Consider the following 24703-nt stretch of genomic DNA (forward strand, 5'->3'; position numbering starts at 1 on the left):
CCCGGCGAGGACCTCGGAGGCCCGGCGGTCAGGCGGCCGGCACGTCCACCGGGATCTCCGGCCCGAGGCGGGCGCCCTGGAGCAGCGGCAGGTCGTCGCCGGACCAGAAGCTCCCGGGGTCGTAGGCGTTGAGCGGGCGGTCGCCGGGCAGCAGCCCCATCGCCGTGTAGGTGGCCGCCACCAGCTCGGCGCAGAAGACGGTCTCCGCCGCGGTCTGCCGCCGCAGCCGGCCGTTCACCCAGCCGCGCACCAGGCCGCGGGTGGTCGGGAACGGCCGCCCGTCGAGGCGGGCGATGGTCCGCAGCACGGCATCCTCCATCGCCGGGGTCACCCCGCCGTCCTCGGCCGGGCCGACGAGCTGTCGCAGCCACGCCCGCTGCCCGTACCGGCCGCGCCAGGTGAGGACGGCGTCGCGCAGGTCGTGCAGCTGCACGCCGCGCTGGTGGGTGCCGCTCCACGCGTCGGGCAGCGACTTCCCGAGCTCGGCGTGCCACAGCAGCGGGGGCAGGTCCTCGAGCACCACGGCCATGCCGACGTGGTTCACCGGCGCGTTGGTGACGGCGCGGATGGCGCGGTCGGCGAGCGAGGGGCCGCGGAAGACCCAGACGTCGCCGGTGCGCGTCAGGTCGACCGCGGCGTCCAGGGAGAGATCGGGCACGGGCCGCTACGTTACGGACGTGCGCCTCTGGAAGCTGCTCGGACTGGCCGGCCTCGCGGGAGTGACCGCCGGCGGCGTCGTGCTCGCCCGCGACGAGCGGCAGCGCCGTGCCTGCACCCCGGACGACGTGCGGGCCCGGCTGCACGAGCGGGCCGCGGCCGCCCCAAAGCCGGAGACGCCGGCTCCGGCCGCTGCCGCCGAGCTCACCACGGGCCGGAAGCACCGGCTGGCGCGCGTGCTGCGCCGCCGCTGAGCGCAGAGCCGCCATCGGCGGCCGGTCGTGCACGACCGGCATGCGGCCGGGTGCCGGGGGTAGGGACGGCGGACCCACCGCCACTCCCTGAGGAGCCGACATGGCCCGCAACACCCTCTCCCGCTCGCTGCACGACCTCGGCCTCTCCGCCTGGTTCGGCGGAACCCTTGCCAACGCGGTCGCCCTGAACGCCGCCGCGGGCGAGGCCGGCGACGACGCGGCCACCGGGCGCGTGGCCAACGCGGGCTGGGACCGCTGGACCCCGGTCAACCTCGTCGCCATCGGCGCCCACCTGGTCGGCAGCGTCGGCCAGCTGCAGGCGAACAGGCAGCGGGTGGCCGCCCAGGAGGGCGTCGCCGGGATGTCGACCCTCAAGACCCTCGTCACCGCCGCGGCGCTGGGCGCCACCGCGTACAGCCGGGTGCTCGGGCAGCGCATCTCGAACGCGGGCTCGGTGCCCTCGAAGTCCGGCACCCGGCCCAGCAAGCTCACCAAGGCCGCCCGGGCCGACCTCGCCGCCGCCCAGCAGCAGCTCGACACGCTGCAGTGGGTCATCCCGGCCCTCACCGGCGCGCTCGTCGCGATCAGCTCCTACGCCGGTGAGCAGCAGCGGCCGAGCGAGGTGGCCAGGGGCGTCTCCGCCCGCTGACGGGAGGTCCCCGGCCGGCGCGGCACCCTTCCCGCGCCGGCCGGGGCCGGCCTGCTCAGGACGCCGCGGGAGCCTCGGGCAGGACGACGATCCCGTCGCGGTCGGCGCAGAGCCACTCACCGTCACGGAACACCACACCGGCGAAGGCCACCGGGACGCCGGCGCGGCCGGAGTGCAGACCTCGCTGGCTCTTGCGCGGCATGGCCGCGAGCGCCCGGACGCCGAGCGGCTGCCCGGCCAGTTCGTCGGCATCCCGGATGCACCCGTTGACGACGATCCCGGCCCAGCCGTTGGTCGCCGCGGAGACGGCGAGGTTGCCGCCGACCAGCCCGCACCGGCGCGACCCGCCACCGTCGACGACCAGCACCCGCCCCTCGCCCGGGCTCTCGACGGCCTCCTTGACCAAGGTGTTGTCCTCGAAGACCTTCACGGTCGCGATGGGCCCGCTGAACGCGACGGCCCCGCCGAAGATCTGGAAGACCGGATCGCAGACCTGCGCCTCCGGGTGGGCGTCGGAGACGTCGGTCGTCGCGGGGCTGCCCGTCGGGTCGGTCATCTGGTCGCTCGCTCTCGGGTCGGCGTCATTGACCTCTCGCAGCACCGTTATAACCTATAACCGGGCAGGGAGGAGACCGATGAGCGACGCCGGCGCGGAGTACGCGACCAAGAGCGACCTCGCCTACACACGGGTCCGCAGCCTGATCCTGTCCGGGGAGCTGGCCCCGGGAGACGTCCTCCCGCAGGCCGCGCTGGCCCGCACGATCGGGATGAGCACCACTCCCCTGCGCGAGGCGCTGCGCCGGTTGAAGCAGGAGGGGCTGGTCGAGCTCGACGCGCACCGGGACGCGCGGGTGCGGCCGCTGGACGCCGCCGAGGCCCGCGACCTGCTGGAGCTCCGGCAGACCCTCGACCCGCTCGCAGCCTCGCTCGCCGCCCGCCGCCGCACGGACGAGGACCTGACCGAGCTGCGGGCGGCGCTGGACGGGCTGGAGACGCTGAGCGCCTCGCCCTCGGTGGGCGAGCTGGAGAGCCACCACCGCTTCCACGCCACCATCCACCGCGCCTCGCGGAACGCGCTGCTCGTGCAGACCCTCGACGGACTCTGGGTGAAGACGGACCGCTACCGCAGGCACGGCCTCGAAGCCGGCCGCACCGACGAGGAGCGCGCCGCCCGGGCCACCGAGCACCGGCTGCTCTACGAGGCCGTCCGGGACGGCGACGCCGAGGCGGCCGCGGAGCTGATGCGCCGCCACGGCGACACCAGCCTGGGCGCCCGGTCGCTGGACCGCCTGGGCGAGCCCGAGCCGCCGCGGTGACCGCCCCGGGGCGCCGCGTGCTGGGCCTGCTCCTGCTGCACTCCGCGCTCACCCAGGTCGTCACCTTCGTGCTCCGCCCGACCTCGGCCTACCGCGCCCTCGAGCTCGACGTCCCCACCGCCTGGCTGGGCGCGCTCACCGCCTCCTTCGCCGTCGTCCCGCTGCTCCTGGCGGTGCCGTCCGGGCAGGCGACCGACCGGTTCGGCGAGCGACGGGTGATGCTGGTCGGCGCCGTGCTCCTGGCGCTCTCCGGCGCCGTCTTCGCCACCGGCCGGGGCGGCGCCGCCGGGCTCGTGCTGGGCAGCGTCGTGCTGGGCACGGGCCACCTGCTGTCGGTGGTCGGCCAGCAGGCCGCCGTCGCCAACACCGCCGGGCCCGGCCGCTTCGACACGGCCTTCGGCTGCTACACCTTCGCGGCCTCGCTCGGCCAGGCCATCGGTCCCGCGCTCATCACGCTCATCGGTGGGGACGGCGCCCTGCCCGACACGACCCCGATCTTCCTGACGGCCACGGCGCTGGGGGGCGTCCTCCTGCTCTGCACGGCGTTCCTGCGGTTGCCCGGCCGGGAGGTCGCCGGTGGTCCGGCCGAGACCGGCGGCATGGCGACCCTGCTGCGGCTGCCGGGGCTGCTCCGCGCGCTGCTGGTCAGCTGCGTCGTCCTGGCCGCCGTCGACATCACCCTCGTCTACCTGCCGGCCCTCGGTGCCGACCGCGGGCTGGCCGCCGGGGTGGTCGGTCTGCTGCTCACGCTGCGCGCGGTCGCCTCGATGACCTCCCGGTTGTTCCTCGGCTGGCTCGTGGCGCGGGTCGGCCGCCGCCGGCTGATGGTCACGAGCGTGGCGCTCGCCGCGGTCTCGATGGCGGTGCTCGCCGCCCCGCTGCCGGTGGTCGCCATGACGGTGGTGGTGGTCCTGCTCGGCCTGGGCCTCGGGGTCGGTCAGCCGCTCACCATGTCCTGGCTCGCCGAGGTGGCGCCGTCGGGGCTCCGGGGACGCGCGATGTCCCTCCGGCTCACCGGCAACCGGCTCGGCCAGGTGCTCATCCCCAGCACCGTGGGGCTCGTGGCCGCGGGAGTGGGTGCCGCCGGCGTGCTGTGGGCGACCGCCGCGGCGCTCGCGGTGGTGGGGGTCGCCGCCCGGCGGCTCGCCGTGGACGGCGGCCGCGGCACCTGAGGGCGGCCGGCGGGGTCAGCGCGCGGGCGGCCCGGCGACCCGCACCACGACGTCGTCGGTGAACTCCCCGGTCGAGGCTCCGCCGCCGAGGTCGCGGGTACTCACGCCGGCCCGCACGGCCGCCCGGACACCCTCGTCGATCCGCGCCGCGGCGTCGGCCGCCCGCTCGTCGCCGTACCGGGTGGCCAGCCAGTCCAGGAGCATGGCGGCGGACAACATCATCGCGACGGGGTTGGCCAGCCCCAGACCGGCGATGTCGGGGGCCGAGCCGTGCGCGGCCTGGGCCATGCACCGGTCGTCCGAGGCATTGACCGACGGGGCGATGCCGAGCGAGCCGGCCAGCTCACCGGCCAGGTCCGACAGGATGTCGCCGAACATGTTCTCCGCCACGATGACGTCGAAGTCGGCCGCCCGGCGCAGCAGGTGCACCGTCATGGCGTCGATGTGGACGTCGTCGACCTCGACGTCGGGGTAGCCCTCGGCCACCTCGAGGCAGACCTGCTTGAACAGGCCGGAGCTCAGCCGGAGCACGTTCGCCTTGTGCACGATCGTCAGCCGCTTGCGGCGCCGGCGGGCCAGCGCGAACGCGGTGTGCGCGATGCGCTCGATCGCCGGCCGGGTGAAGACACCCATCGCGATCGCGACGTCCGCCGTCGGCATGTACTCGCCGGTGCCGGCATGCGTGTTGCGGTCGGCGTAGAAGCCCTCGGTGTTCTCGCGGACCACCACCAGGTCGGTTGCCGGCGCGATCGCGCGACCACCCTCGAAGGCGCGCGCCGGCCGGATGTTGGCGTAGAGGTCGAAGCGCTTGCGGATGGCGCCACTGGGATTGAGCGCCGACCGGTGCGGCTCGGGGTAGGCGGCGCTGTCGTGCGGCCCCAGCAGCCAGCCGTCGAGGCCCGCGAGCGCCTCGACGGTGGCGGCGGGGATGGCGCTGCCGTCCTGCTCGATGGCCGATGCCCCCAGGGGCAGCTCCTGCCAGGCGACGGGCTCGGCCCCGGCGGCGGCCAGGGCCGCATCGACCACGCGCACAGAGGCGGGGACGATCTCCGGTCCGATGCCGTCGCCGGGCATCAGGCCGAGCCGGTAGGAGCGGCCGGCGGTCACGACCGGCTCGCGCCGTCGCCCGTGCGCACGGGTCCAGCGCCACGGTCGCTGTCCGACAGGTGCTCGAAGGTCTCGCCCGTGGCGGTGACGGTGCGGGTGACGTCGCGGCCGCCGTAGACCCAGTAGATGGTCATCGGCCCGTCGCCGCGGTTGCGGAAGCAGTGCGGGACGCCGGCGGGGACCCAGGTCGCCTGGCCGGCGACCAGGTCGAACTCGTCGTCGCCGACGACGGCCGTCGCCTCGCCCGCGAACACGAGGACGGTCTCCTCAACGTTGTGCGAGTGCAGCGGGATGCCCGTGCCGGGCGAGAAGACCGTCATCCCGGTGGTGACGCGGTTCTGCTCGCAGTTCCACCTGCCGACGAACGGGATCGTCGCGACTCCGTTGCCGCGGTCGAAGCGCTCGATGTCGTCGGGGCGCAGCACCATCGACGGCGGGACGGGCTGGGTGCGGTCGCCCCCGGCGCTCACGCCGCCACCTCGGCGCTGTGCGAGACCAGCAGCTGCCCCGGGGTGTTCACCTGCTCGGCGAGCACCTCGCCGGCGATCACGCGCCACTGCGCGAAGTGCGGCGCCCGCTTGTGCGCCTCGAACGCCCCCGCGTCGGTGTAGAGCTCGTAGAGCAGGAAGCGGTGCTCGTCGCCCTCGACCGCGCAGACGTCGAACCGCAGGCACCCCGGTTCGTCGCGCACCGACGCCTCCGCGTTGGCCGCCATCCCCGCGAGGAACTCCTCCCGCTTCCCCGGCCGGACCTGCATCTGCACCACCAGGCTGAACATGCGCGCCTCCTCGTCGTCCCGCTGTATACAGCCTGTATACAGTACGGCCAGCCGAGGGAAGAGGGGCACGCGATGACCGACCGGATCCACCCCGGGGACCTGCGGACGTTCGGCACCCGGGTGCTCGCCGCGCTCGGCGTGCCCGAGGACGACGGCGCCCTGGTGTCCGACAGCCTGGTGCAGGCCGACCTGTGGGGTCACCAGTCGCACGGGTTCCTGCGGCTGCCCTGGTACGCCGCCCGGCTGCGCTCCGGCGCGATGCGCGCGGTCACCGATCCGGCCGTCCTCTCCGACACCGGCCCGCTGGTACTGCTCGACGGGCGCGACGGCATCGGCCAGGTGCTCGCCGACCGCGCCCGAGCCCTGGCCACCGCGCGCGCCCGCACCCACGGGGTCGGTGTCGTCGGCGTGCGGAACTCCAATCACTTCGGCACGGCCATGTACTTCACCCGCCGGGCCGCCCACGACGGGTTCGTCGCGCTCCTCACCACCAACGCCAGCCCGGCGATGGCCCCGTGGGGTGGCCGGGAGAAGGTGCTCGGCACCAACCCGTGGTCGATCGCCGCACCCGCGCCGGACGGGCGGGTCGTGGCCGTCGACATCGCCAACACCGCGGTCGCCCGGGGCAAGCTCCACCTGGCGCAGAGCCGTGGCGAGGCCATTCCCGACGACTGGGCGCTCACCGCGGACGGCGCACCGACGACGGACCCGGCGGAGGGGGTGCTCGGCCTGATCCTGCCGATGGCCGGCCACAAGGGCTACGCGATCACCTTCCTCGTGGACGTGCTCTCCGGTGCCCTCACCGGGAGCGCCGTGGGCACCGGCGTGCACGGCCCCTACGAGCCCGAGGCGCGCAGCGGGTGCGGGCACCTGTTCCTGGCCCTCGACCCGGCGGCGTTCGGCGACCCCGCCGGCTACGAGGAGCGGGTCCGGCAGCTGATCGGCGAGGTGCGGTCCGTACCGCTGGCGCAGGGCGTCGACGAGGTGTTCCTGCCGGGGGAGGTCGAGGACCGCGCCGAAGCGGCGGCCCTCGCCGCCGGGGGCGTGCAGCTCGCCGAGGGCGCGCTGGCCGGGCTCCGGGAGCTGGCCGGCGCGACCGGCGTCCCGGTCGAGGGCCTGCCGTGACGGGCCCGGGCCCCGGCGAGGCCAGCAAGGCCGACCTGGTCCACCGGCAGCTCAAGGAGGAGATCGAGCTCGGCGAGCTCGCCCCCGGCACGCCCCTCTCGGAGCTGTGGCTGGTCGAGCGCACCGGCGCCTCCCGCACCCCCGTCCGGGAGGCGTTGCGGCGGCTGGCGGCGGAGGGGCTGGTCGACCTGGCACCGCGGCAGGGCGCCCGCGTCTCGCGGGTGTCCCTGCAGAGCGTCCGCGACCTGTTCGACTTCCGCGCGCTGCTGGAGCCGGCCGCGATCCGCCAGGCCACCGAGGCGGCGGCCGCCGACCCCGAGCTGCGCCGGGTGTTCACCGCGATGCGGAGCGAGTTCGCCCGCACGGTCCGCCGGGTGCCGTCGCCGGCCCGGTCCCGGGCCTTCTACGCGCTGGCCGACCGGTTCGACTGGGCCATCATCGGCGCCACCCGCAACGAGCACCTGCGGCGCACCATCGCCGAGCTGCGGCCGCACACCGCCCGCCTGCGCAACCTCTCCCACGTCGATCCCCAGCGGGTGGAGGTCTCCGTCACCGAGCACCTGCGGATGTGCGACGCGCTGCTGGCCGGCGACGCCGACGAGGCGGCGGCCGCCGTCGCCGACCACCTCGCGCAGAGCCTGGCGACGATCTTCCGCAACCTCGGCCGGGGCCCCGCGGAGGGTGTCGAGCTGCTCGGCGAGACCCTCAGCGGGCGGCCTTGACCGCCAGCACCGGGCAGTTCGCGTCGAGCAGGATCCGCTGCGCCTGGCTGCCGGTGATGAGCTTGCCCGTGGGGGTGCGCCGGCGCAGGCCGATGACGATCATGCTCGCCCGGAGCCGGTCGGCGATCTCCACGAGCTCCTCGGACGCCTCGTGGCCGCCCACCTGCTGGGCGATCTCGTAGACGCAGCCGGAGCGCTCCAGCTCCGCCCGCACGGCCGCCAGTGCCTCCGGCGAGGCGAACCGGTTGTCCACCAGCGAGTCCCCGCGGGAGGTGTTGACGACGTGCAGCGGCTCGTCCCGCAGCCGCGCCTCCCGGATGGCGGTGGCCAGGGCTGCTTCGCCCTCGGGGGTCGGCACGTAGCCCACGACGATGGTCATGGGCGGAGCCTGCCCGATCCGGCGGCGCTCGTCTGCATTGCGCGCCTAACGGTCCTTTCGGTCGTTGCGTCAGCACAGGCGATTGCGTCAGCACAGGCGGTTGCGTCAGCACAGGCGGTTGCGTCAGCACAGGCGGTTGCGTCAGCGCGGCCGCGAGGTGAAGCGGCGCTCCGGCCGCCCCGCCGTCCCGTACCGCTGCCGGACGACGGCCTCCTGCTGGGCGACGAGCTGCTCGAGGTAGCGGCGGGCGCTCACGCGGGCGAGCCCGGTGCGCTCGCTGCACTCGGACGCCGACAGCCCCTCGGCGTCCGCGGCCCGCAGCGCCGACCGCACCAGCTCCAGGGTCTCCGGGGCGATCCCCTTGGGGGTGCGCACCGGGGCCGGTTCGGCGCCGCGGGCACCGCCGAAGACCCGGTCGACGTCCTCCTGGCCCGCGTGCTCCAGGACGTCGATCTCCGCCCGGAGGCGGGCGTAGTCGCGCAGCCGCGTCTCGAAGGCCCGCCGGTCGAACGGCTTCACCAGGTAGTGCAGGACGCCGCCGTGCAGGGCCCTGCGGATGCTCTCCACGTCGCGCGCCGCGCTGATCACCATCACGTCGACCGACGACCCGGCCGAGCGCAGGCTGCGCAGCACCTCGAGACCGGTCATGTCGGGCAGGTAGACGTCGAGGAGCACCAGGTCGGGGGCGAGCTCCGCCACGGCGGCCAGCGCGTCGGCACCGGTCGCGGCGGTACCGACCACCTCGAAGCCGTCGACCGCTCCGACGAACCCGGCGTGGACCTTCGCGACCATGAAGTCGTCGTCGACGATGAGGACGCCGATCACGGGGCCACCAGCGCCGGCTCGGCGGGGAGGCGGGCGGTGAAGGTGCTGACCCCGTCGGCGGTGACCGTCACGCCACCGCCCCGCCGCGCGCAGGCCAGCTGCACGACCGACAGCCCGATGCCCCGCTCGCGCGAGCCGGCGGACTTGGTCGAGACCCCCCGGCGGAAGACCTCGCGCTCCATCCCGGCCGGGACACCCGGGCCCGAGTCGCGCACGACCACCTCCACCTCGCCGTCGACCAGGCCGAGCGCGACCTCCACCCACGGGGAACGGGACCCCGTGGCGGCGTCCAGGGCGTTGTCCACCAGGTTGCCGACCACGGTGGCGACGTCGGCGCTGAGGTCGCCGTCGAGGACCGGGAGATCGGAGTCGGCCGCGATGCGGAGCTCGACGCCCAGCTCGGTGGCCTGGCTGACCTTGGCGATGAGCAGCGCCGCCACCGAGGGGTCGTGCACCGCCTCGGTGACCGCGCCGGTGAGCTCCGAGCGGCTGGAGCTGATCCGGTGCACGAACCGCACCGCCTCGTCGGCCTCCCCGAGCTCGATCAGGCCCGCGATCGTGTGCAGCCGGTTGCTGAACTCGTGGGCCTGGGCGCGCAACGTGTCGGTGACGTGCCGGGTCAGGTCGAGCTCCCGGCGGAGCTCGAGCAGCTCCGTGCGGTCGCGCAGGGTCGCGACCGAGCCGATCGGCCGTCCGCGGCTGGCGATCGGTAGCCGGTTCACGACCACCACGCGCCCCGCGCTGGCGACCGCCCGGTCGCGCTCCACCTCGCCCGACAGCAGGGCGTCGCGCATCTCCTCCCCCACCCCGAGCTCCTCGAGGGTGCGGCCGAGGGCGTCGCCGGGGATGTGCAGCAGCCGGATCGCCTCGTCGCTGACGAGCGTGACGCGGCCGCGCAGGTCCAGCCCGACCACGCCCTCGCGGATGCCGTGGAGCATGGCGTCGCGGTGCTCCACCAGGCCGGTGATCTCGGCCGGCTCGAGGCCGAGGGTCTGCCGCTTGACCCGCCGGGCCACCAGGAGCGAGCCACCGATGCCCAGGGCGCTGGCCAGGCCGAGGTAGGTGAGCAGGTTGGGGGCGGCGGCGGCGAGGCTGTCCAGCACCGAGGGGTACTGACGGGTGACCGCGACGAACCCGGCGGCCTCCCGGCTGGCCCCGGTGAGCACCGGCGCCATCGCGACCGCCGCCGGGGCGCCGCCGACCTCCCGCTCCCCCACCCAGGCCCTGCCCCGGAGCACCGTGCTGTCCCCGAGCGGGAAGCGGGCGCCCAGCTGGGCGGGGTCGGCGCTGGCCAGGACCGTGCCGTCGGCGTCGGCCACCACGACCGAGGCCGAGCCCGAGACGCTGCGGGTGCTCTCGGCCGCCACCCGGACGTAGGCCACCGCGCCGCCGTCGAGCGCCTCGCGGAAGATCCGGGCGTTGGCCAGCGTCTCGGCGACCGAGAGCGCCCGCCGGCCCTCGACCTCCTGTGCGCGCTTCGCGGACTGGGCCACGGTGACGGCGGTGACGCCGACGAGGACGACGCAGATGATCACCACCTGCAGGGCCAGCAGCTGGCCGGCCAGCGAGAGCCGCCGGGGCACGGTTCCTCCTGAGGGTCGGGTCGGGCGCGGGCGGCGCCCTGGGGCACCCCAGCACGTGTCCGCCGGCGCGGTGACCGTGGACACAACGACCACAAAGCTCAATGCGCACGTAAGCGTGACACGGAGCACGCCGGTTCCCATCGTCCTCTCTGACGGCGTCCCCGCCGACCCCACCAGGAGGTACACATGCGTACTGCTTCCCTTCGCAGATTGACGTTCGGCGCCGTGGCGGCCGGGCTCGTGCTCACCGGCTGCGGCACCACGGCCGAGGGCGGCTCCGCCGCGGCCGGCGCCGACGGCCCGATCGAGGGGCTGCGGGTGCTGGTCCCGAACTCGGCCGGCAGCGGCTACGACACCACGGCGCGCACCGTCGCGCAGGTGATGGAGACCAACGACCTCGCCTCCTCCATCGAGGTGTTCAACCTCGAGGGCGCCGGCGGGACGGTCGGCCTGCAGCGCCTCGTCAACGAGGAGGGCAACGCCGACATGCTCATGCAGATGGGCCTCGGCGTCGTCGGCGCGCAGTACAGCAACCAGTCCGAGGCCACCCTGGACCAGACGACGCCGGTGGCGCGGCTGATCGAGGAGGCCGAGGCGATCGTCGTCCCCGCCGACTCCCCGTACCAGACGCTCGACGAGCTGGTCCAGGCGTGGAAGGCCGACCCGGGCAACGTCCCCGTCGGCGGCGCCTCCAACCCCGGCGGCCCCGACCACCTGACGCCGATGCTGCTGGCCGAGGAGGTCGGGATCGACCCGACCGCCGTCAACTACGTCTCCTACGACGGCGGCGGCGAGCTGCTGGCCGGCATCCTCGGCTCCCAGATCGCCTTCGGCGCCACCGGCGTCGGCGAGATCTCCGAGTCGGCCGCCAGCGGCGACGTCCGGGTGCTCGCGGTGACCACCGAGGAGCCGGTCGAGGGCATCGACGCCCCCACGCTGACCGAGGAGGGCGTGGACCTCGTCTTCACCAACTGGCGCGGGCTGGTGGCGCCCCCCGGCCTGGACGAGGAGCAGACGCAGCGGCTCGTCGACGCGGTGACCGAGATGCAGGGCACCGAGGAGTGGCAGCAGGCCCTCGAGGACAACGGCTGGGGCGACGCCTTCCTCGCCGGTGACGAGTTCGAGCAGTTCCTCGGCGAGGAGAGCGAGCGCGTGCAGACCGTGCTCAGCGAGCTGGGGCTGGCGTGAGCACGGCCGCCCCCCACGAGGGACGGCAGGGGCAGGGCCGCTCCGAGCTCGGCGTGGCCCTGTTCCTGGGCGCCCTCGGCGTCCTGGTCGTCGTGCAGGCCTTCCTCCTGCCGGAGAGCCTCATCGCCCGGGGCCCGGTGGGCCCCCGGACGGTGCCCCTCGTGGTGGGCGGCCTCCTCCTCGTCGTCGCCGTGGTCCTGGCCGTCGACATCCTCCGCGGGGGACGCGGCGAGCCCGAGGGCGGTGAGGACATCGACCTCACCGGCCGCAGCGACTGGCGGACGATCGCCGTCCTCGTGGCGGCCTTCGTCGCGAACGCGGTGCTGATCGAGCCGCTCGGCTGGCCGGTGTCCGGGGCGATCCTCTTCTGGGGCTCGGCCTTCGCGCTGGGCAGCCGGCACTACGTCCGGGACGCGGTGATCTCGGTCGTCCTCTCGGTCGGCAGCTGGTACCTGTTCGTCCTCGGCCTGGGTATCGCCCTGCCGGTCGGCGTCCTGGAGGGGATCCTCTGATGGAGGCGTTCGGCGACCTGCTCGGCGGGTTCGGCACGGCGCTCACGCCGACCAACCTGATGTTCGCGCTGCTCGGCGTGCTCCTGGGCACGGCGATCGGCGTCCTGCCGGGCATCGGCCCGGCCATGACGGTGGCGCTGCTGCTGCCGCTGACCTTCGGGCTCGAACCTGTCCCGGCGCTGATCATGTTCGCCGGCATCTACTACGGCGGCATGTACGGCGGGTCGACCACGTCGATCCTGCTGAACACCCCGGGTGAGAGCTCCTCGGTGGTGACCGCCATCGAGGGCAACAAGATGGCCCGGAGCGGCCGGGCCTCCCAGGCGCTGGCCACCGCGGCCCTCGGCTCCTTCGTGGCCGGCACGATCGCCACGCTGCTGCTGGCCCTCCTCGCACCGACGGTGGCCCGGTTGGCCATCGAGATCGCACCGGCGGACTACTTCGCCGTCATGGTGCTGGCCTTCATCGCGGTGACCTCGGTCCTGGGCAGCTCCCGCGTCCGCGGGCTGGCCTCGCTCGGGCTCGGGCTGACCATCGGGCTCATCGGCATCGACGCGACCTCCGGTCAGCAGCGGCTGACCTTCGGCGTCCCGGAACTGGCCGACGGCATCGACGTCGTGGTGGTCGCGGTCGGCCTCTTCGCCGTCGGGGAGGCGCTCTGGACCGCCGCACACCTCCGCCGCCGCCCGCTGGAGGTCATCCCCGTCGGCGGGGCGCGGATGAGCCGGGCGGACCTCAGCCGGTCGTGGAAGCCGTGGCTGCGCGGCACCGCGATCGGGTTCCCGTTCGGGGCCGTCCCCGCCGGCGGTGCGGAGATCCCGACCTTCCTCTCCTACGTGACGGAGAAGAAGCTCTCCAAGCACCCCGAGGAGTTCGGCCACGGCGCGATCGAGGGCGTGGCCGGGCCGGAGGCCACCAACAACGCCTCCGCCGCCGGCGGCCTGGTGCCGCTGCTGACCCTGGGCATCCCGACGACCGCGACGGCGGCGGTCATCATCGCCGCGCTCGAGAGCTACGGGATCCGGCCCGGGCCGCTGCTCTTCGAGAACGAGCCCGAGCTGGTCTGGGGGCTGATCGCCAGCCTCTTCATCGGCAACGCGGCGCTGCTGCTGCTAAACCTGCCGCTGGCGCCCTACTGGGCCAAGCTGCTGCAGATACCCCGCCCCTACCTGTACGCGGGGATCCTGTTCTTCTCCAGCCTCGGCGCCTACTCCGCGAACGCCTCGCCGTTCGACCTGTTCCTGCTGCTGATCATCGGCGCGCTCGGCTTCATGATGCGCCGGTACGGGCTGCCGGTGCTGCCGGCGATCATCGGCGTCATCCTCGGGCCCTTCGCCGAGGAGGAGCTGCGGCAGGCGCTGCAGATCAGCAACGGTGACCCGGCGGGGCTCATCACGCCGATCTCCATGGTCGTGTTCGCGATCGTCGTGCTGATCCTGACCTGGCCGCTGGTCCGCCGGCTCCTCCCCCGGAAGGCCGCCGTCCCCCTGCTCTCCGACGCGGTGCACGAGATCGACGAGGCGCACGGCCACCACGGGCTCACCACCGCGGTCTCGGTCCCGCGGGAGCGGCACGGGGAGGACCACCCCGACGAGACGCCTCCGCGGCGGGATCCCGGGGAACCGGGCTCCTGACCGCACCGACCACCAGGGCCCCGCGCCCCCGCCCCGCCGCTCAGCCGGCGCCGGACGGGAGCGCGGGGCCCTCGTCCTTGAGCGCGACCCCGGAGGCCCCGAGCTCGCGGGCCGCCGCCAGCAGCCGCACCACCAGGTCGGCCGCCTCGGCGTAGCCCAGCCCGTGCGGCGGCCGCACGTTGGAGACGCAGTTGCGCTCGCTGTCGGCCCGCCCCGGCCGCGGGTCCCAGGTGAGGTAGACGCCGAGCGAGTCCGCCGAGGAGAGCCCCGGCCGCTCGCCGATGAGCACCAGCACCACCCGGGCGCCCAGCGCCGCGCCGATCTCGTCGCCGAGCGCCACCCGCGCCTGCGTCGCGAGCACCACCGGGCCCACCGACCAGCCGGCCAGCCGGTCGAGCAGCGCCCGCGTCAGCGCGGCCCCGTGCTCGTGCACCGCCCGCGGGGAGAGCCCGTCGGCCAGCACGATCGCGACGTCGGCCCCCGCCGGCGCGAGCGCGCACCCCGGAGCCAGCCGCCGGCCGAGGTCGGGGCGCTGCAGGTACTCGGCGCGGTCGGCCACCGCGGAGCGCACCTCGATCACCGGCACCCCCTCCAGCCCGGCGCGCACGACCGCCGGGTCGAGCGGCGTCTGCACCGCGTCCCGGGCGACCGCGTGCGCCAGCCGGAACTCCAGCTCCCGGGCGGTCGGCAGCCCGTCGCCGGCCCGGCCCAGCGCCACCCGGGCCCGGGTCGCCGCGCGCAGCACCGCCCACGGGTCGTTGCCGGTGATGCTCATGCCCGGGCCGCCGCGAGCAGCGCCTTCGCCGCGGGGGCGTCCGGGGTCAGCGCCCGCACCCGCCCGTCGCCGTCCAGCAGGTCCATGCGGGTCAGCCACGCCTCGAACTCCGGGGCCGGTCGCAGCCCGAGCACCCGCCGGGCGGTGAGGACGTCGGAGAAGGAGAGCGACTGGTAGTGCAGCATCACGTCGTCGGAGCCGGGGACGGCGATGACGAACGAGCAGCCGGCCACCCCGAGCAGCAGGGTCAGGGTGTCGGTGTCGTCGGCGTCGACCTCGGCGTGGTTGGTGTAGCAGACGTCCACCCCCATCGGCAGGCCGAGCAGCTTGCCGCAGAAGTGGTCCTCCAGCCCGGCGCGGACCACCTGCTTGCCGTCGTAGAGGTACTCCGGCCCGATGAACCCGACGACGGTGTTCACCAGCAGCGGCTCGAAGTGCCGGGCCACCGCGTACGCCCTCGCCTCGAGGGTCTGCTGGTCCACCGGCCGCCCGTCGACCCCGCGGTGGGCGTCGGCCGAGAGCGCCGACCCCTGCCCCGTCTCGAAGTAGGTGACGTTGCGCCCGACCGTGCCGCGGCCGAGCTCCAGCGCGCCCGCGCGCGCCTCGGCGAGCAGGTCCAGCGTCACGCCGAAGCCGCGGTTGGCCGCCTGCGTGCCGGCGACGGACTGGAAGACCAGGTCGACCGGCGCCCCCTGCTCCATCGCCCGCAGCGTGGTGGTCACGTGCGCCAGCACGCAGGACTGGGTGGGGATCTCGTAGCGGCGGATGACCGCGTCGACCAGTTCCAGGAGGGCGACCGTCCGGGCCGGCGAGTCGGTGGCCGGGTTGATGCCGATGACCGCGTCACCGGAGCCCTGCAGCAGCCCGTCGACGATCGACGCCGTCACCCCCACCGGGTCGTCGGTGGGGTGGTTGGGCTGCAGCCGGGAGGCCAGCCGCCCGGGCAGGCCCAGGGTGCTGCGCAGCCCGGTGACCACCCGCGCGCGGCGCCCCACCGCGACCAGGTCGGCGTTGCGCATCAGCTTCGAGGTCGCCGCGACCATCTCGGCGGTGAGCCCGCGGGCCAGCGCGCTGATGGAGGTCTCGTCACCCTCGGCCGCCCAGGTCAGCAGCTCGTCGCGGAACTCCCCCACGGTCAGCCCGGCCACCGGGGCGAACGCGACCCGGTCGTGCGTGTCGAGGATCAGCCGGGTGACGTCGTCCTCCTCGTAACCCACCACCTGCTCCTCCAGGAAGGTGGCCAGGGGCAGGTCGGCCAGCACCACCTGGGCGGCCACCCGCTCCGCGGCCGACTCGGCGGCGCACCCGGCGAGCACGTCACCGGAGCGGGCCGGTGTCGCCTTGGCCAGCAGGTCCGACAGCGAGCGGAACTCGTACGTGTGCCCGCCCAGGGTCGTGCGGCGCACGGTCATCGCACCTCCTCCTCGGCCGCGGCGAGCAGCTCGAACTCCTCCTCGGGGGCGGAGGCGACGAGGTGGTGGCGGCTGTAGAGGGCGAAGTAGCCGAGGAAGACCGCGTAGGCGCCGAGGGTCCACAGCGCGGCGACCTCGTCGACGAGGAAGGTGGCGACGACGGCGGCCGCCGCGAGCACCAGCGCGACGCCGGTGGTGACCGTGCCGCCCGGCGTCCGGTACGGCCGGGGCAGGTCGGGCTCCCGTCGGCGCAGCACGATGTGGCTGACCATCATGAGCACGTAGGAGACCGTGGCGCCGAAGACGGCCATGTTGAGCAGCATCGCCCCCTGGCCGGTGAGCGAGAGCACGAAGCCGATCGCACCGGGCACGAGCAGCGCCAGCACCGGGGCCTTGCGGCCGTTGGTCACCGAGAGCGCGCGGGGCAGGTAGCCGGCGCGGGAGAGCGCGAAGGTCTGCCGCGAGTAGGCGTAGACGATCGAGAAGAAGCTGGCCACCAGCCCGAAGAGCCCGGCGTAGTTGACCACCGTGACCAGCGTCGACGCCGAGCCGGCGACCTGCAGCGCCTCGACCGGCGGGTTGCCGCTGGCCGACATCGCCTCCGACCCCCCGGCGCCCGCGGTGAAGACCAGCATGAGCAGGGCCAGCACCAGCAGCAGGCCCATGGCGGCGACGATGCCGCGCGGCATGGCCCGGGCCGGGTCGCGGGCCTCCTCCGAGGCCAGCGGCACGCACTCCACCGCCAGGAAGAACCAGATGGCGAACGGGAACGCCGCCCAGATGCCCATCAGGCCGAAGGGCAGGAGGTCCGAGGCGCCGGCGGCGTCGGTGGGCGCGATGTCGAGCAGGTTGGCCGGGTCGAACGCCGGGATCGCCCCGAACAGGTAGACCACCAGCCCGGCGACGGCGATGCCCGCGATGACGAGCATGACCTTCAGCGCCTCGCCCACGCCCATGAGGTGGATGCCGATGAACAGCGCGTACACGGCCAGGTAGACCCACCAGCCGTCGGTGATCCCGAACAGGCCGAGGGACTCCACGTAGGCCCCGATGAAGGTGGCGATCGCGGCCGGGGCGATGGCGTACTCGATGAGCACCGCGACGCCGGTGGCGTACCCGCCCCAGGGGCCGAGCGCCCGGCGGGCGAAGGTGTAGCCGCCGCCGGCGGTCGGCAGGGCCGACCCCAGCTCCGCGAGGCCGAAGACCATCGCCGAGTACATGACCGCCATGAGGAGGACAGCGATCAGCAGGCCGCCGAAGCCGCCCTCGGCGAGGCCGAAGTTCCAGCCCGCGTAGTCACCGGAGATGACCGCGGCGACGCCGAGCCCGGCGAGCAGCACCCAACCCGCCGTCCCGGTGCGCAACTGCCGCTTCTGGTGGTAGCCGGCGGCCACCGTCTCCGCCTCCACCCCGTGCCGGGTGACGGGCCGGACAGGGCGTACGCGTGGTTCGGCGGTCATGGCCGGCCTCCGGGTGAGCCCCCGCAGGTCGGGTGGGGTCAGCCTGGCCCGGCGGCCCTGCGATGGGCAATGCCCTGCGACGGGACGGAACGCGCTGTTCACGCGCCCGCCTCAGATGCTGCGCCAGCGCCCCTCGGTCGCGTTGCCCTCGGGCCGGGACCGGAAGACGTTGCCCTCGGTGGGCGGCGTCTCGTCCCCGGCGAGCGCGAAGGTGCGCAGCAGCGGCTCGACGAGGACGTCGTAGAGCCCGGGCAGCAGCCGGAAGCCCGCGGTGACGACGTGGTTGAACGCGCCGGCCTGCACCATCCGGCGCGGCCGGTCCACCGTCGCGAGCACCCGGCGGGCCACCCGCTGCGCGGAGTAGACCGGCGGGGGCGGTCGCCCGGTGGAGCCCGCGTAGGAGGCGCCCTGGTAGTAGATCGGGGTGTTCACGCCCCCGGGCTGGACCACCGAGACGGAGATCCCCGGCTCGTCCCGGGTCTCCTGCTGCAGCACGCGGGCGAGGGCCAGCTGCCCCCACTTGGCGACGGCGTAGCTGCCCAGCACCGGCGTCGTGACCGTGCCCAGCAGTGAGTTCACGATCACCAGGTGGCCGGCGCGCTGGCGGCGGAAGACCGGCAGCACCTGGCGGGCCACGGTGGCGGTGCCGTGCAGCGAGGTGTCGACGACGCGCTCGTAGACCTCCTTGGGCACGTCCTCGATCCGGCCGTAGGCCATCACCTGCGCGGAGTGCACGACGACGTCGAGGCGGCCGAACTCGCGGACCGCGGCGGCGACCGCCGCGGCGACCGCCTGCTCGTCGAGGACGTCGGCCGGGCACACCGTCACGGCTCCGGCACCGGCGGCGCGCAGCTCCTCGGCGGTCTCCTCGAGCGCCGACCGGCCGCGGGCGACCAGCACCAGCCGCGCGCCGCGGCCGGCGAGCCGCACCGCCGTCGCCCGGCCGATGCCGCTGGACGCGCCGGTGATCAGCACGGTGAGCGGCGACCCGCTCGGGTCGGGGATCGGCACGGGAACTCCTCGTTCGGGCGGCGCTGGGTGCCGGGGCACCGGTTGTCCGCAACCGACTACCCGACCGGCCCGGCGGTCATGCGGTGCGCCGGTCGAGCTCGGCGAGCAGCCAGCCGGGCCCGGTGGTGGTGACGCCGTCGGGCAGCCGGGCGCGCAACCCCCGGTCGGCGGTCACCACGAGCACCTCCTCCCCCGCGGCGGCCAGGTCCGCCGCCGTCCCGGCCACGGCGTCGTCCCCGCTCCCCGGGGCGCGCACCACGCGGACCCCGTCGGGCGCGGGCACGTCCCGGGCCCGCCCCTCCACGACGGCCACGACCGCGCCGCAGGCCAGGTCCGCGCCGTCCGGGCCCGGGGTCCGCGTCCCGGCGAGGGCGGCCAGGCGATCGAGCAGGCGGGTCGCCGCCCCGGCCCGGTCCCGCCACCAGCCGTCGGGGCGCGCGCCGACCACGTTGGCGACGTCCACCACCAGCACCGTCATCCCGTCCTCCTCGTGCCGTGCTCGGCACCCGTCCCAGCCGGTCCGGGCGCACCTACGCTGCCCGGCATGTGCCGGAACATCCGCCCGCTGGCCAACTTCGCACCCCCGGCGGCCGACGACGAGATCCACGCCGCCGCCCTGCAGTACGTGCGCAAGATCAGCGGCACGACGAAACCGTCGCGCGCCAACGCCGAGGCGTTCGAGCAGGCCGTGGCCGAGGTGGCCGCCGCCTCGGCCCGGCTCCTCGACTCGCTGGTCACCACCGCGCCACCCAAGGACCGGGAGACCGAGGCCGCCAAGGCCCGCGCCCGGTCCGCCGCCCGCTACGCCGGCTGACCCGGTCCGGCGAGTCTGGCGCCACCCGGTTGCGCACCACCGGCATGACCGGGTGGGCGGCCGGGTAGTTCCCGGGACACCCCGCCCACCGAGGAGCCGCCTCCTCGCCGTCCCGAGAGGCACCTCCGCCGTGGGAGCCCCCCTGCCGTCCACCCCGTCCACCACCCGCCCCGCCGACCACCGGTTCGCCGGGAACCGCGCGGTCGAACGGCCCGCCGGCCGGGGCAGCACCCGGTGCGCCCACTGCACCGACGGGCTCGGCCGCCCCCGGGAGGTGCGGCCGGGCTCCTTCCGCGAGCGGGTGCACCGCAACCACGGCGTCGCGATCGCCTACCGCGTGGCGGTGTTCACGGCCGGCCTGCTGCTGGTGCTCATCGGCCTCGCCCTGACGGTGCTGCCGGGGCCGCTGACCATCCCCCCGGTGCTCGCCGGTCTGTGGGTGTGGTCCAGGGAGTTCGACTGGGCGCGCCGCTTCTTCACCGCGTTCCGGCGCAAGGCCCGGGAGGCCTGGCAGCACGCCCGGCAGCACCCGGTCAGCTCCCTGGCCGTCACCGTGGGCGGGCTGGCGCTGGCGGGCGTCGCGTTCTGGGCGGTCGGCCACTTCCAGCTGGTGGACCGGGCCGTCGCCGCGCTGGGCGGCTGACGGCCCGACCGGTCAGCGCCCCGACGCCGGCCCGATGTCGCGCGGGTCCGGCGTGCGGAACGGCGGGTCCTCCGGCGGGTCGGCGTCCCCACCCCCGGGCCCCGTCCCGGGGCGGTCGGTCTCGGGGGCGCGGTCCGGCTCCTCACCCCCCACGCCGAAGCCCTCGGCGGGCTCAGGGGCACCGGCTCCGGGGTCGGCGGCGGGGATGCCGTCGTCCGGCCGGCCGAGGTTGGGTTCGAAGGGGCTCGTCATCGACATGGGCGCTCCCCTACCCCGGCCCGGGGTCGCCCTCCCCTCCGATCCGCTCCGCGCCGGTCGGCGAGAATCGGCGGTATGACCTCCGGCACGACGCCCTCCACCGACCTGCTCCTGCGCCGCGCCGCCTTCGCCGACCTGACCCCCTTCGAGGTCTACGCGCTGTGCCGGCTGCGCGTCGACGTCTTCGTGGTCGAGCAGGAGTGCCCCTACCCCGAGCTCGACGGGCGCGACGTGGAGCCGGCGACCGAGCACCTCTGGTTCGAGGAGGCCGGGGAGGTGCTGGCGACGGTCCGCGTCCTCGACGACGGCGCGACGCGGGCCATCGGCCGGGTGGCGACCGCGGAGCGGGCGCGCGGGCGCGGGCTGGCCGGGCGCCTGATCGAGGAGGCGCTGGCCACCTACGGCGGCGGGCCGCTCACGCTGGGGGCGCAGGCCCACCTGGAGCACTGGTACGCGCGGTTCGGCTTCCGCACCAGCGGGCCGGGCTACGTGGAGGACGGCATCCCGCACGTCCCGATGCGCCGCGAACCGGGTTGAGCCCGGCAGGCGACACCGGCCCGCCACCGCGCGCGGTGCCCGGAGGCCCGCACAGGGTCACCTAACCTGCAGGGGTGACGACGGCGACGGAGCTCCCCCGGCCGGCCGCCTCTCCGGGCGACCGGGACCGGGACACCGCGGCGCCCGCGCGCTGGTCGCCGGTGGAGCTGCTGCCCGCGGTGCTCGTCGGCCTCCTCGGCGGCTGGCTGCTCCTCCCCGGCCACGGCCTGTGGTTCGACGAGCTGTTCACCGCCGAGGTGGCCCGCCTCCCGCTGGGCGACATCGTCGGCGCCATCACCAGCGGCGAGGGCACCGCGAGCTACCTGGCCGGCGTGCCACCGTCGTACAACGCCCCCTACTACCTGGTCACGCACCTGTGGGTGTCGGTGCCGGGCCTGGGCGGGGACACCTCCCTCCGCGTGCTCTCCCTCCTGGCGACGGCGGGCGGCCTCGCGCTGATCACCCGGGCGCTCACCCGCCTCGCCGGCCGGGGCACCGGGGTGCTGGCGGGGCTGGTGCTCGCGGCGAACCCGCTGGTGCTCGAGCAGTCGGTCGAGGCCCGCAGCTACGGGCTGGCCGTGCTGGCCACCGGGGCGGCGGCGCTCGGGCTGGCCCGCTGGCTGCAGGAGCCGCCCCGCGGCCTGCTGCTGTTCGGGCTGGCCGGGGCGGGCATGGGGCTGGCGCACTGGTACGCCGTCACCGTGCTCGCGGCCTTCGTCACCGCCGCGGTCCTGCTGCGGCACCGGCGCGCCCTCCCGGTCGTGCTCACCGGCGCGCTGGCCGCCCTCCCGGCCGTGGGCTTCGTGGCGCTGGCCGTCCTGAACGGGACGGGTGCGCGGAACGCCGAGCACCTGCGCGACACCGACGGCCGGCTGGTCGCCCTCGCCGCCGAGGCCTGGGCCGGGGGGCGCACCCCGCTGCTCTACCTCTCGGTGGGCCTGGCCGTGGTCGGGGCGTTCCGCGCGGCCGGTGCGCGGGTGGTCGCCACCTGCTGGCTGGTCGCACCCCTGCTGCTGCTGGTGGCCGCCGAGGTGGTGCGGCCGGTCTACCTGCCCCGCTACCTGCTGGCCGGGCTGCTGGGGCTGGGTGTGCTCGCCGCGGCCGGCGCCATGGCGCTCCCGCGGCCGGCGCGCGTGCCGGTGGGCGCCCTCCTGGTGGGCTGCTCCCTGCTGGCCTCGGCCCCGCTGGCCGACCGGGGCCCGCGCGAGCGGGCCGACGACCTCGTCGCCGCGCTGGCCGAGGCGCACCGGCCCGGTGAGCCGGTCGTCGCGGCCGACCAGCGGTCGGCCACCGGCCTCGACCACTACGTCCGCATCCTGGCCCCCGAGCTGCGCCCGGACGTCGTCCTCCCCCCGGACGACGCGCCGCCGGGCGAGGACCGGGTCTGGGTCGTGCGCCGGCTCCTCGACGGCGAGCCCGAGCCCACCGACGACGACGCGATCCTCCGGGCGGCGGGGCTGCGCATGGTCGACCAGCACGAGTTCCCGGCGAGCAAGACCCACCTCGTCCTGCAGCTCTGGAGCCGCTGACCGCCTGGGTCAGCGGCGGGCCCGCGCCGCCCAGGTCAGCGACCGCAGCGACTGCCGCACCCGGGCCCGGGCCGTCCAGGCCGACCGGCCCGAAGGGCGCCGGTGCCGCACGACGGGCACGCTCGCCACCGGCCGCCCGGAGCCCCCGACGGCGAGGACGACGCTCGGCGCCCCCCGTTCCTGCACGGCGGGAACCACGGCCGCCCGCACGTCCGGGCCCATGGCGAGGAAGGCCCCGGCGTCCGGCGGCAGACCGGTCAGCCGGCCCGCCACGCGCCGGTGCAGCGTGCCGGTGAGCCGCCGCAGGGGCGACTCGTAGCGGCCGCGCCGCCCGGCGAACACCGCCGCCACGTCCCCGGTGGCCAGCCGGTCCAGCAGCAAGGGCACCGCCTCGGGCGGGTCCTGCAGGTCCGCGTCCAGGCACACCCAGACGTCGGCGGCCGCCTCCTCGGCGAGCCCGCGCGCCAGCGCCGCGTGCTGCCCGACGTTGACCGCCAGCTCCGTGACCGCGATCCGGCCGTCCCGGGCGGCGAGGGCCCGCGCCACGGCGGTGCTGTCGTCCGGGGAGGCGTCGACGACCAGCCGGAGCCGCCACGGCCGGCCGGCGAGCGCCACGGCCAGCCGCTCGGCGAGCTCCGCGAGGGTCGCCTCGTTGCCGTACACGGGGACGACGACCGCCACCTGCGGATCCGCTCCCCCGCCCGCGGTCACCCGGCCGCCCAGGTCCGGGCCAGGCCGTCGGCGAGGTCCACCGTGGGGGTCCAGCCCAGCAGCCGCCGGGCCAGCGCCGGGTCGCAGACCCAGTCGGCGGTGTCCCAGCCACGCCCGGGGTGCGCGCCCGGTGCGGTGGCGATCGGGCGGCCGGTCACCCGCTCGGCGGTGGCGACCAGGTCCTCGGTGGCGGTCTGCACACCGGTGCCGATGTTCAGCACCACGCCGGGGGCCAGGTCGCCGTCGACCGCGGCGCGGACGCAGGCGTCGACGACGTCACCCACCCACACCCAGTCCCGCCGGCTGACGTGGGCCGGGAGTGCCACGGTCCCGCCGGTGCGGGCGGCGGTCATCACGACCGGGACCAGCCGCGTGGGGTGGTCACCCGGCCCGTAGACCTGGAAGGCGCGCAGCACCGCCGCCCGGATCCCGCGCTCGGCCGCCGCCGCCTGCAGGAGCAGCGAGCCGGCGGCCTTGGTGGCGCCGAAGAAGCCGCGCGGCTCCAGGGCGGCGTCCTCGGCCAGCGGGTGCGGCGCGGCGGCGTACTCCGTCGACGAGCCCAGCCTGACCACGGCCGAGCAGCGGTCGGGCAGCGCGTCGACCAGCCACGGGCTGGTGTTGACCGCGGTCGTCGCGGCGCGTTCGGCGGGCGTCGCCTTCGCGCGGCCGGCGGCGAGCGCGAACACGACGTCCGGGTCCGCGGCCCGCACGGCCGCCGCACCGGCGACCGGATCCGCCAGGTCGACGTCGCGGCGGGTCAGCCCGGTGACGTGCCACCCGTCCCGCTCCAGCCGCGCCACCAGGTGCCGGCCGACGAACCCCCCGGCTCCGGTCACCAGCGCCCTCACGCCGGCTGCGCCACCCGTGCCGCGTGTTCCTGCGCCGTGGCCGCGACGGCGGCGACGAATGCCCGGCGGGATTCGGCGGCGCGCTCGGCACCGGCCCGGCGCAGCTCGTCGAGGCCCCCGAGCAGCCGCGGCACCTCGACGAAGGGGTCGCGGCCGGCCATGTCCGCGGTGAAGGAGCGGCGCAGGAAGGTGAAGTGGGTGTCGATCCGGACCAGCTCCGCGGCCAGCAGGTCACCGGGCACGGGGAACCCTCCGCCGGGGAGCGTCAGGCCGCCCACCCCGAACGGCACGGGCACCTGCGACCGCACCGCGTCGACGGTACCGTCCACGAGCGGGGCGAACAGCGCGGTGGACCCGCGGTCGATGCGCAGGTCGTTGAGGCCGACGTAGAGCCGCGAGAGCGGCCGTCGGGCGAGCTCCGCGACCCGGTCGACCGCGTCCTGGGTCTCGACCAGGATGCCCAGACCGCAGCGCCCCGCGACCAGGTCGAGCGTCCGGTCGACCTCCTCCGCGGAGCGCACCATGGGCAGCAGCAGCTCGTCGGCGCCGCGGTCGACCGCGTCGTCCACCTCGGCGGCGGTCCACGGCCCGAAACCGTTGACCCGGCAGAGCAGACGGCCGGAGGTCGCCGCGCGCATGCGGCTCAGGTCCCCGGGAGTGTCCTCGTTGACCTGGGTGCCCTCCCCCGCCTGGCGCCGCAGCTTGCCGCGGCGCTCCCAGTCGATGACGATGCCGGCCGCACCGGCAGCCACGACGTCGCGCCCCCAGTGGGGGTCGACGGTGAAGAGGAACAGATCCATGCGC

The 24703-nt window shown here is 75.7% G+C and carries 30 protein-coding genes; 13 read left to right on the top strand and 17 right to left on the bottom strand.

Features of this window, described 5'->3' with window-relative positions; all coding sequences use genetic code 11:
• Positions 1–28: 28 nt before the first annotated feature.
• The gene (locus ACI79P_RS13430; RefSeq protein WP_456581555.1) at positions 29–658 is read right to left on the bottom strand and encodes a hypothetical protein; all 630 of its coding nucleotides are present in this window, start codon (positions 656–658) and stop codon (positions 29–31) included.
• Positions 659–677: 19 nt separating this feature from the next.
• On the opposite strand from ACI79P_RS13430, the gene ACI79P_RS13435 reads away from it, so the two are divergent.
• Together ACI79P_RS13435 and ACI79P_RS13440 are read left to right on the top strand one after the other, a co-directional pair.
• Positions 678–911, top strand: coding sequence for a hypothetical protein (locus ACI79P_RS13435; protein WP_456581556.1), 234 nt, complete (start codon positions 678–680; stop codon positions 909–911).
• A gap of 100 nt (positions 912–1011) precedes the next feature.
• Positions 1012–1560, top strand: coding sequence for a hypothetical protein (locus tag ACI79P_RS13440; protein WP_456581557.1), 549 nt, complete (start codon positions 1012–1014; stop codon positions 1558–1560).
• A 55-nt stretch (positions 1561–1615) separates the two neighbouring features.
• Here ACI79P_RS13440 and rraA read toward each other — a convergent pair whose 3' ends face one another.
• Positions 1616–2116 (bottom strand): ribonuclease E activity regulator RraA, encoded by a 501-nt coding sequence (gene rraA / locus ACI79P_RS13445; protein ID WP_456581558.1) that lies wholly within the window; start codon positions 2114–2116, stop codon positions 1616–1618.
• Positions 2117–2195: 79 nt separating this feature from the next.
• Here rraA and ACI79P_RS13450 point away from each other — a divergent pair, with 79 nt between their 5' ends.
• Together ACI79P_RS13450 and ACI79P_RS13455 are read left to right on the top strand one after the other, a co-directional pair.
• Positions 2196–2876 carry a GntR family transcriptional regulator gene (locus ACI79P_RS13450; protein WP_456581559.1) on the top strand — a complete coding sequence of 227 codons (681 nt, stop codon included), beginning with the start codon at positions 2196–2198 and terminating at the stop codon, positions 2874–2876.
• Complete coding sequence (locus ACI79P_RS13455; RefSeq protein ID WP_456581560.1) at positions 2873–4048, top strand: MFS transporter; 1176 nt, start codon at positions 2873–2875, stop codon at positions 4046–4048. The genes ACI79P_RS13450 and ACI79P_RS13455 overlap by 4 nt, the downstream gene beginning before the upstream one ends.
• 15 nt (positions 4049–4063) lie before the next feature.
• Here the strand turns inward: ACI79P_RS13455 and ACI79P_RS13460 are convergent, their stop codons facing one another.
• The 3 genes from ACI79P_RS13460 to ACI79P_RS13470 are packed head-to-tail and all read right to left on the bottom strand — an operon-like array spanning position 4064 to position 6002.
• Complete coding sequence (locus ACI79P_RS13460) at positions 4064–5155, bottom strand: isocitrate/isopropylmalate dehydrogenase family protein (RefSeq protein ID WP_456581561.1); 1092 nt, start codon at positions 5153–5155, stop codon at positions 4064–4066.
• Complete coding sequence (locus tag ACI79P_RS13465; protein WP_456581562.1) at positions 5152–5625, bottom strand: cupin domain-containing protein; 474 nt, start codon at positions 5623–5625, stop codon at positions 5152–5154. The genes ACI79P_RS13460 and ACI79P_RS13465 overlap by 4 nt, the downstream gene beginning before the upstream one ends.
• The gene (locus tag ACI79P_RS13470; protein WP_456581563.1) at positions 5622–6002 is read right to left on the bottom strand and encodes a putative quinol monooxygenase; all 381 of its coding nucleotides are present in this window, start codon (positions 6000–6002) and stop codon (positions 5622–5624) included. The genes ACI79P_RS13465 and ACI79P_RS13470 overlap by 4 nt, the downstream gene beginning before the upstream one ends.
• 3 nt (positions 6003–6005) lie before the next feature.
• Between ACI79P_RS13470 and ACI79P_RS13475 the strand changes: the two genes are divergently transcribed.
• Positions 6006–7058, top strand: coding sequence for an Ldh family oxidoreductase (locus tag ACI79P_RS13475; RefSeq protein WP_456581564.1), 1053 nt, complete (start codon positions 6006–6008; stop codon positions 7056–7058).
• Positions 7055–7780, top strand: coding sequence for a GntR family transcriptional regulator (locus ACI79P_RS13480; RefSeq protein ID WP_456581565.1), 726 nt, complete (start codon positions 7055–7057; stop codon positions 7778–7780). The genes ACI79P_RS13475 and ACI79P_RS13480 overlap by 4 nt, the downstream gene beginning before the upstream one ends.
• On the opposite strand, the gene ACI79P_RS13485 is transcribed toward ACI79P_RS13480, so the two are convergent.
• From ACI79P_RS13485 to ACI79P_RS13495, 3 genes are all read right to left on the bottom strand, one after another.
• Entirely contained in the window at positions 7764–8159 is a 396-nt protein-coding gene (locus tag ACI79P_RS13485) for a universal stress protein (RefSeq protein WP_456581566.1), read from the bottom strand. The two genes, ACI79P_RS13480 and ACI79P_RS13485, sit on opposite strands and share 17 nt — an antisense overlap.
• 141 nt (positions 8160–8300) lie before the next feature.
• Positions 8301–8984, bottom strand: coding sequence for a response regulator (locus ACI79P_RS13490; RefSeq protein WP_456581567.1), 684 nt, complete (start codon positions 8982–8984; stop codon positions 8301–8303).
• Positions 8981–10567 carry an ATP-binding protein gene (locus ACI79P_RS13495; RefSeq protein ID WP_456581568.1) on the bottom strand — a complete coding sequence of 529 codons (1587 nt, stop codon included), beginning with the start codon at positions 10565–10567 and terminating at the stop codon, positions 8981–8983. The genes ACI79P_RS13490 and ACI79P_RS13495 overlap by 4 nt, the downstream gene beginning before the upstream one ends.
• A 225-nt stretch (positions 10568–10792) precedes the next feature.
• Here ACI79P_RS13495 and ACI79P_RS13500 point away from each other — a divergent pair, with 225 nt between their 5' ends.
• Genes ACI79P_RS13500 through ACI79P_RS13510 form a run of 3 tightly spaced genes read left to right on the top strand, consistent with a single transcriptional unit; the run spans position 10793 to position 13901 of the window.
• Complete coding sequence (locus tag ACI79P_RS13500; protein WP_456581569.1) at positions 10793–11755, top strand: Bug family tripartite tricarboxylate transporter substrate binding protein; 963 nt, start codon at positions 10793–10795, stop codon at positions 11753–11755.
• Positions 11752–12267 (top strand): tripartite tricarboxylate transporter TctB family protein, encoded by a 516-nt coding sequence (locus ACI79P_RS13505; protein WP_456581570.1) that lies wholly within the window; start codon positions 11752–11754, stop codon positions 12265–12267. The genes ACI79P_RS13500 and ACI79P_RS13505 overlap by 4 nt, the downstream gene beginning before the upstream one ends.
• On the top strand, positions 12267–13901 hold the full coding sequence (locus ACI79P_RS13510) for a tripartite tricarboxylate transporter permease (RefSeq protein WP_456581571.1): 1635 nt from the start codon (positions 12267–12269) through the stop codon (positions 13899–13901). The genes ACI79P_RS13505 and ACI79P_RS13510 overlap by 1 nt, the downstream gene beginning before the upstream one ends.
• A gap of 40 nt (positions 13902–13941) precedes the next feature.
• Here the strand turns inward: ACI79P_RS13510 and eutC are convergent, their stop codons facing one another.
• The 5 genes from eutC to ACI79P_RS13535 form a co-directional block, all read right to left on the bottom strand.
• Entirely contained in the window at positions 13942–14676 is a 735-nt protein-coding gene (eutC, locus tag ACI79P_RS13515) for an ethanolamine ammonia-lyase subunit EutC (RefSeq protein WP_456581572.1), read from the bottom strand.
• On the bottom strand, positions 14673–16088 hold the full coding sequence (locus tag ACI79P_RS13520; RefSeq protein ID WP_456581573.1) for an ethanolamine ammonia-lyase subunit EutB: 1416 nt from the start codon (positions 16086–16088) through the stop codon (positions 14673–14675). The genes eutC and ACI79P_RS13520 overlap by 4 nt, the downstream gene beginning before the upstream one ends.
• A complete protein-coding gene (gene eat / locus ACI79P_RS13525) occupies positions 16085–17548 on the bottom strand; it encodes an ethanolamine permease (protein ID WP_456581574.1) in 1464 nt (487 codons plus the stop codon). Before eat ends, ACI79P_RS13520 begins: the two co-directional genes overlap by 4 nt.
• Before the next feature lie 111 nt (positions 17549–17659).
• Positions 17660–18559 carry an SDR family NAD(P)-dependent oxidoreductase gene (locus ACI79P_RS13530; protein ID WP_456581575.1) on the bottom strand — a complete coding sequence of 300 codons (900 nt, stop codon included), beginning with the start codon at positions 18557–18559 and terminating at the stop codon, positions 17660–17662.
• Positions 18560–18635: 76 nt separating this feature from the next.
• Positions 18636–19037: a hypothetical protein gene (locus ACI79P_RS13535; protein WP_456581576.1), complete on the bottom strand. Its 402-nt coding sequence runs from the start codon at positions 19035–19037 to the stop codon at positions 18636–18638.
• A gap of 66 nt (positions 19038–19103) precedes the next feature.
• On the opposite strand from ACI79P_RS13535, the gene ACI79P_RS13540 reads away from it, so the two are divergent.
• The gene (locus tag ACI79P_RS13540; protein ID WP_456581577.1) at positions 19104–19373 is read left to right on the top strand and encodes a DUF2277 domain-containing protein; all 270 of its coding nucleotides are present in this window, start codon (positions 19104–19106) and stop codon (positions 19371–19373) included.
• A gap of 130 nt (positions 19374–19503) precedes the next feature.
• Complete coding sequence (locus ACI79P_RS13545) at positions 19504–20016, top strand: PGPGW domain-containing protein (protein WP_456581578.1); 513 nt, start codon at positions 19504–19506, stop codon at positions 20014–20016.
• 12 nt (positions 20017–20028) lie between these two features.
• Here ACI79P_RS13545 and ACI79P_RS13550 read toward each other — a convergent pair whose 3' ends face one another.
• Complete coding sequence (locus tag ACI79P_RS13550) at positions 20029–20268, bottom strand: hypothetical protein (RefSeq protein ID WP_456581579.1); 240 nt, start codon at positions 20266–20268, stop codon at positions 20029–20031.
• 81 nt (positions 20269–20349) lie between these two features.
• Between ACI79P_RS13550 and ACI79P_RS13555 the strand changes: the two genes are divergently transcribed.
• Both ACI79P_RS13555 and ACI79P_RS13560 read left to right on the top strand, forming a co-directional pair.
• Positions 20350–20811 (top strand): GNAT family N-acetyltransferase, encoded by a 462-nt coding sequence (locus tag ACI79P_RS13555; RefSeq protein WP_456581580.1) that lies wholly within the window; start codon positions 20350–20352, stop codon positions 20809–20811.
• 74 nt (positions 20812–20885) lie between these two features.
• Positions 20886–22340, top strand: coding sequence for a hypothetical protein (locus tag ACI79P_RS13560; RefSeq protein WP_456581581.1), 1455 nt, complete (start codon positions 20886–20888; stop codon positions 22338–22340).
• Between the two features lie 9 nt (positions 22341–22349).
• Here the strand turns inward: ACI79P_RS13560 and ACI79P_RS13565 are convergent, their stop codons facing one another.
• From ACI79P_RS13565 to ACI79P_RS13575, 3 genes are read right to left on the bottom strand one after another with little or no spacing between them, the layout of a single operon-like run.
• On the bottom strand, positions 22350–23021 hold the full coding sequence (locus ACI79P_RS13565) for a glycosyltransferase (RefSeq protein WP_456581582.1): 672 nt from the start codon (positions 23019–23021) through the stop codon (positions 22350–22352).
• 26 nt (positions 23022–23047) lie between these two features.
• The gene (locus tag ACI79P_RS13570; RefSeq protein WP_456581583.1) at positions 23048–23887 is read right to left on the bottom strand and encodes an NAD-dependent epimerase/dehydratase family protein; all 840 of its coding nucleotides are present in this window, start codon (positions 23885–23887) and stop codon (positions 23048–23050) included.
• Positions 23888–23895: 8 nt separating this feature from the next.
• Positions 23896–24699, bottom strand: coding sequence for an aldolase/citrate lyase family protein (locus ACI79P_RS13575; RefSeq protein ID WP_456581584.1), 804 nt, complete (start codon positions 24697–24699; stop codon positions 23896–23898).
• Positions 24700–24703 lie beyond the last annotated feature (4 nt).

Source organism: Blastococcus sp. SYSU DS0510 (assembly GCF_054050835.1).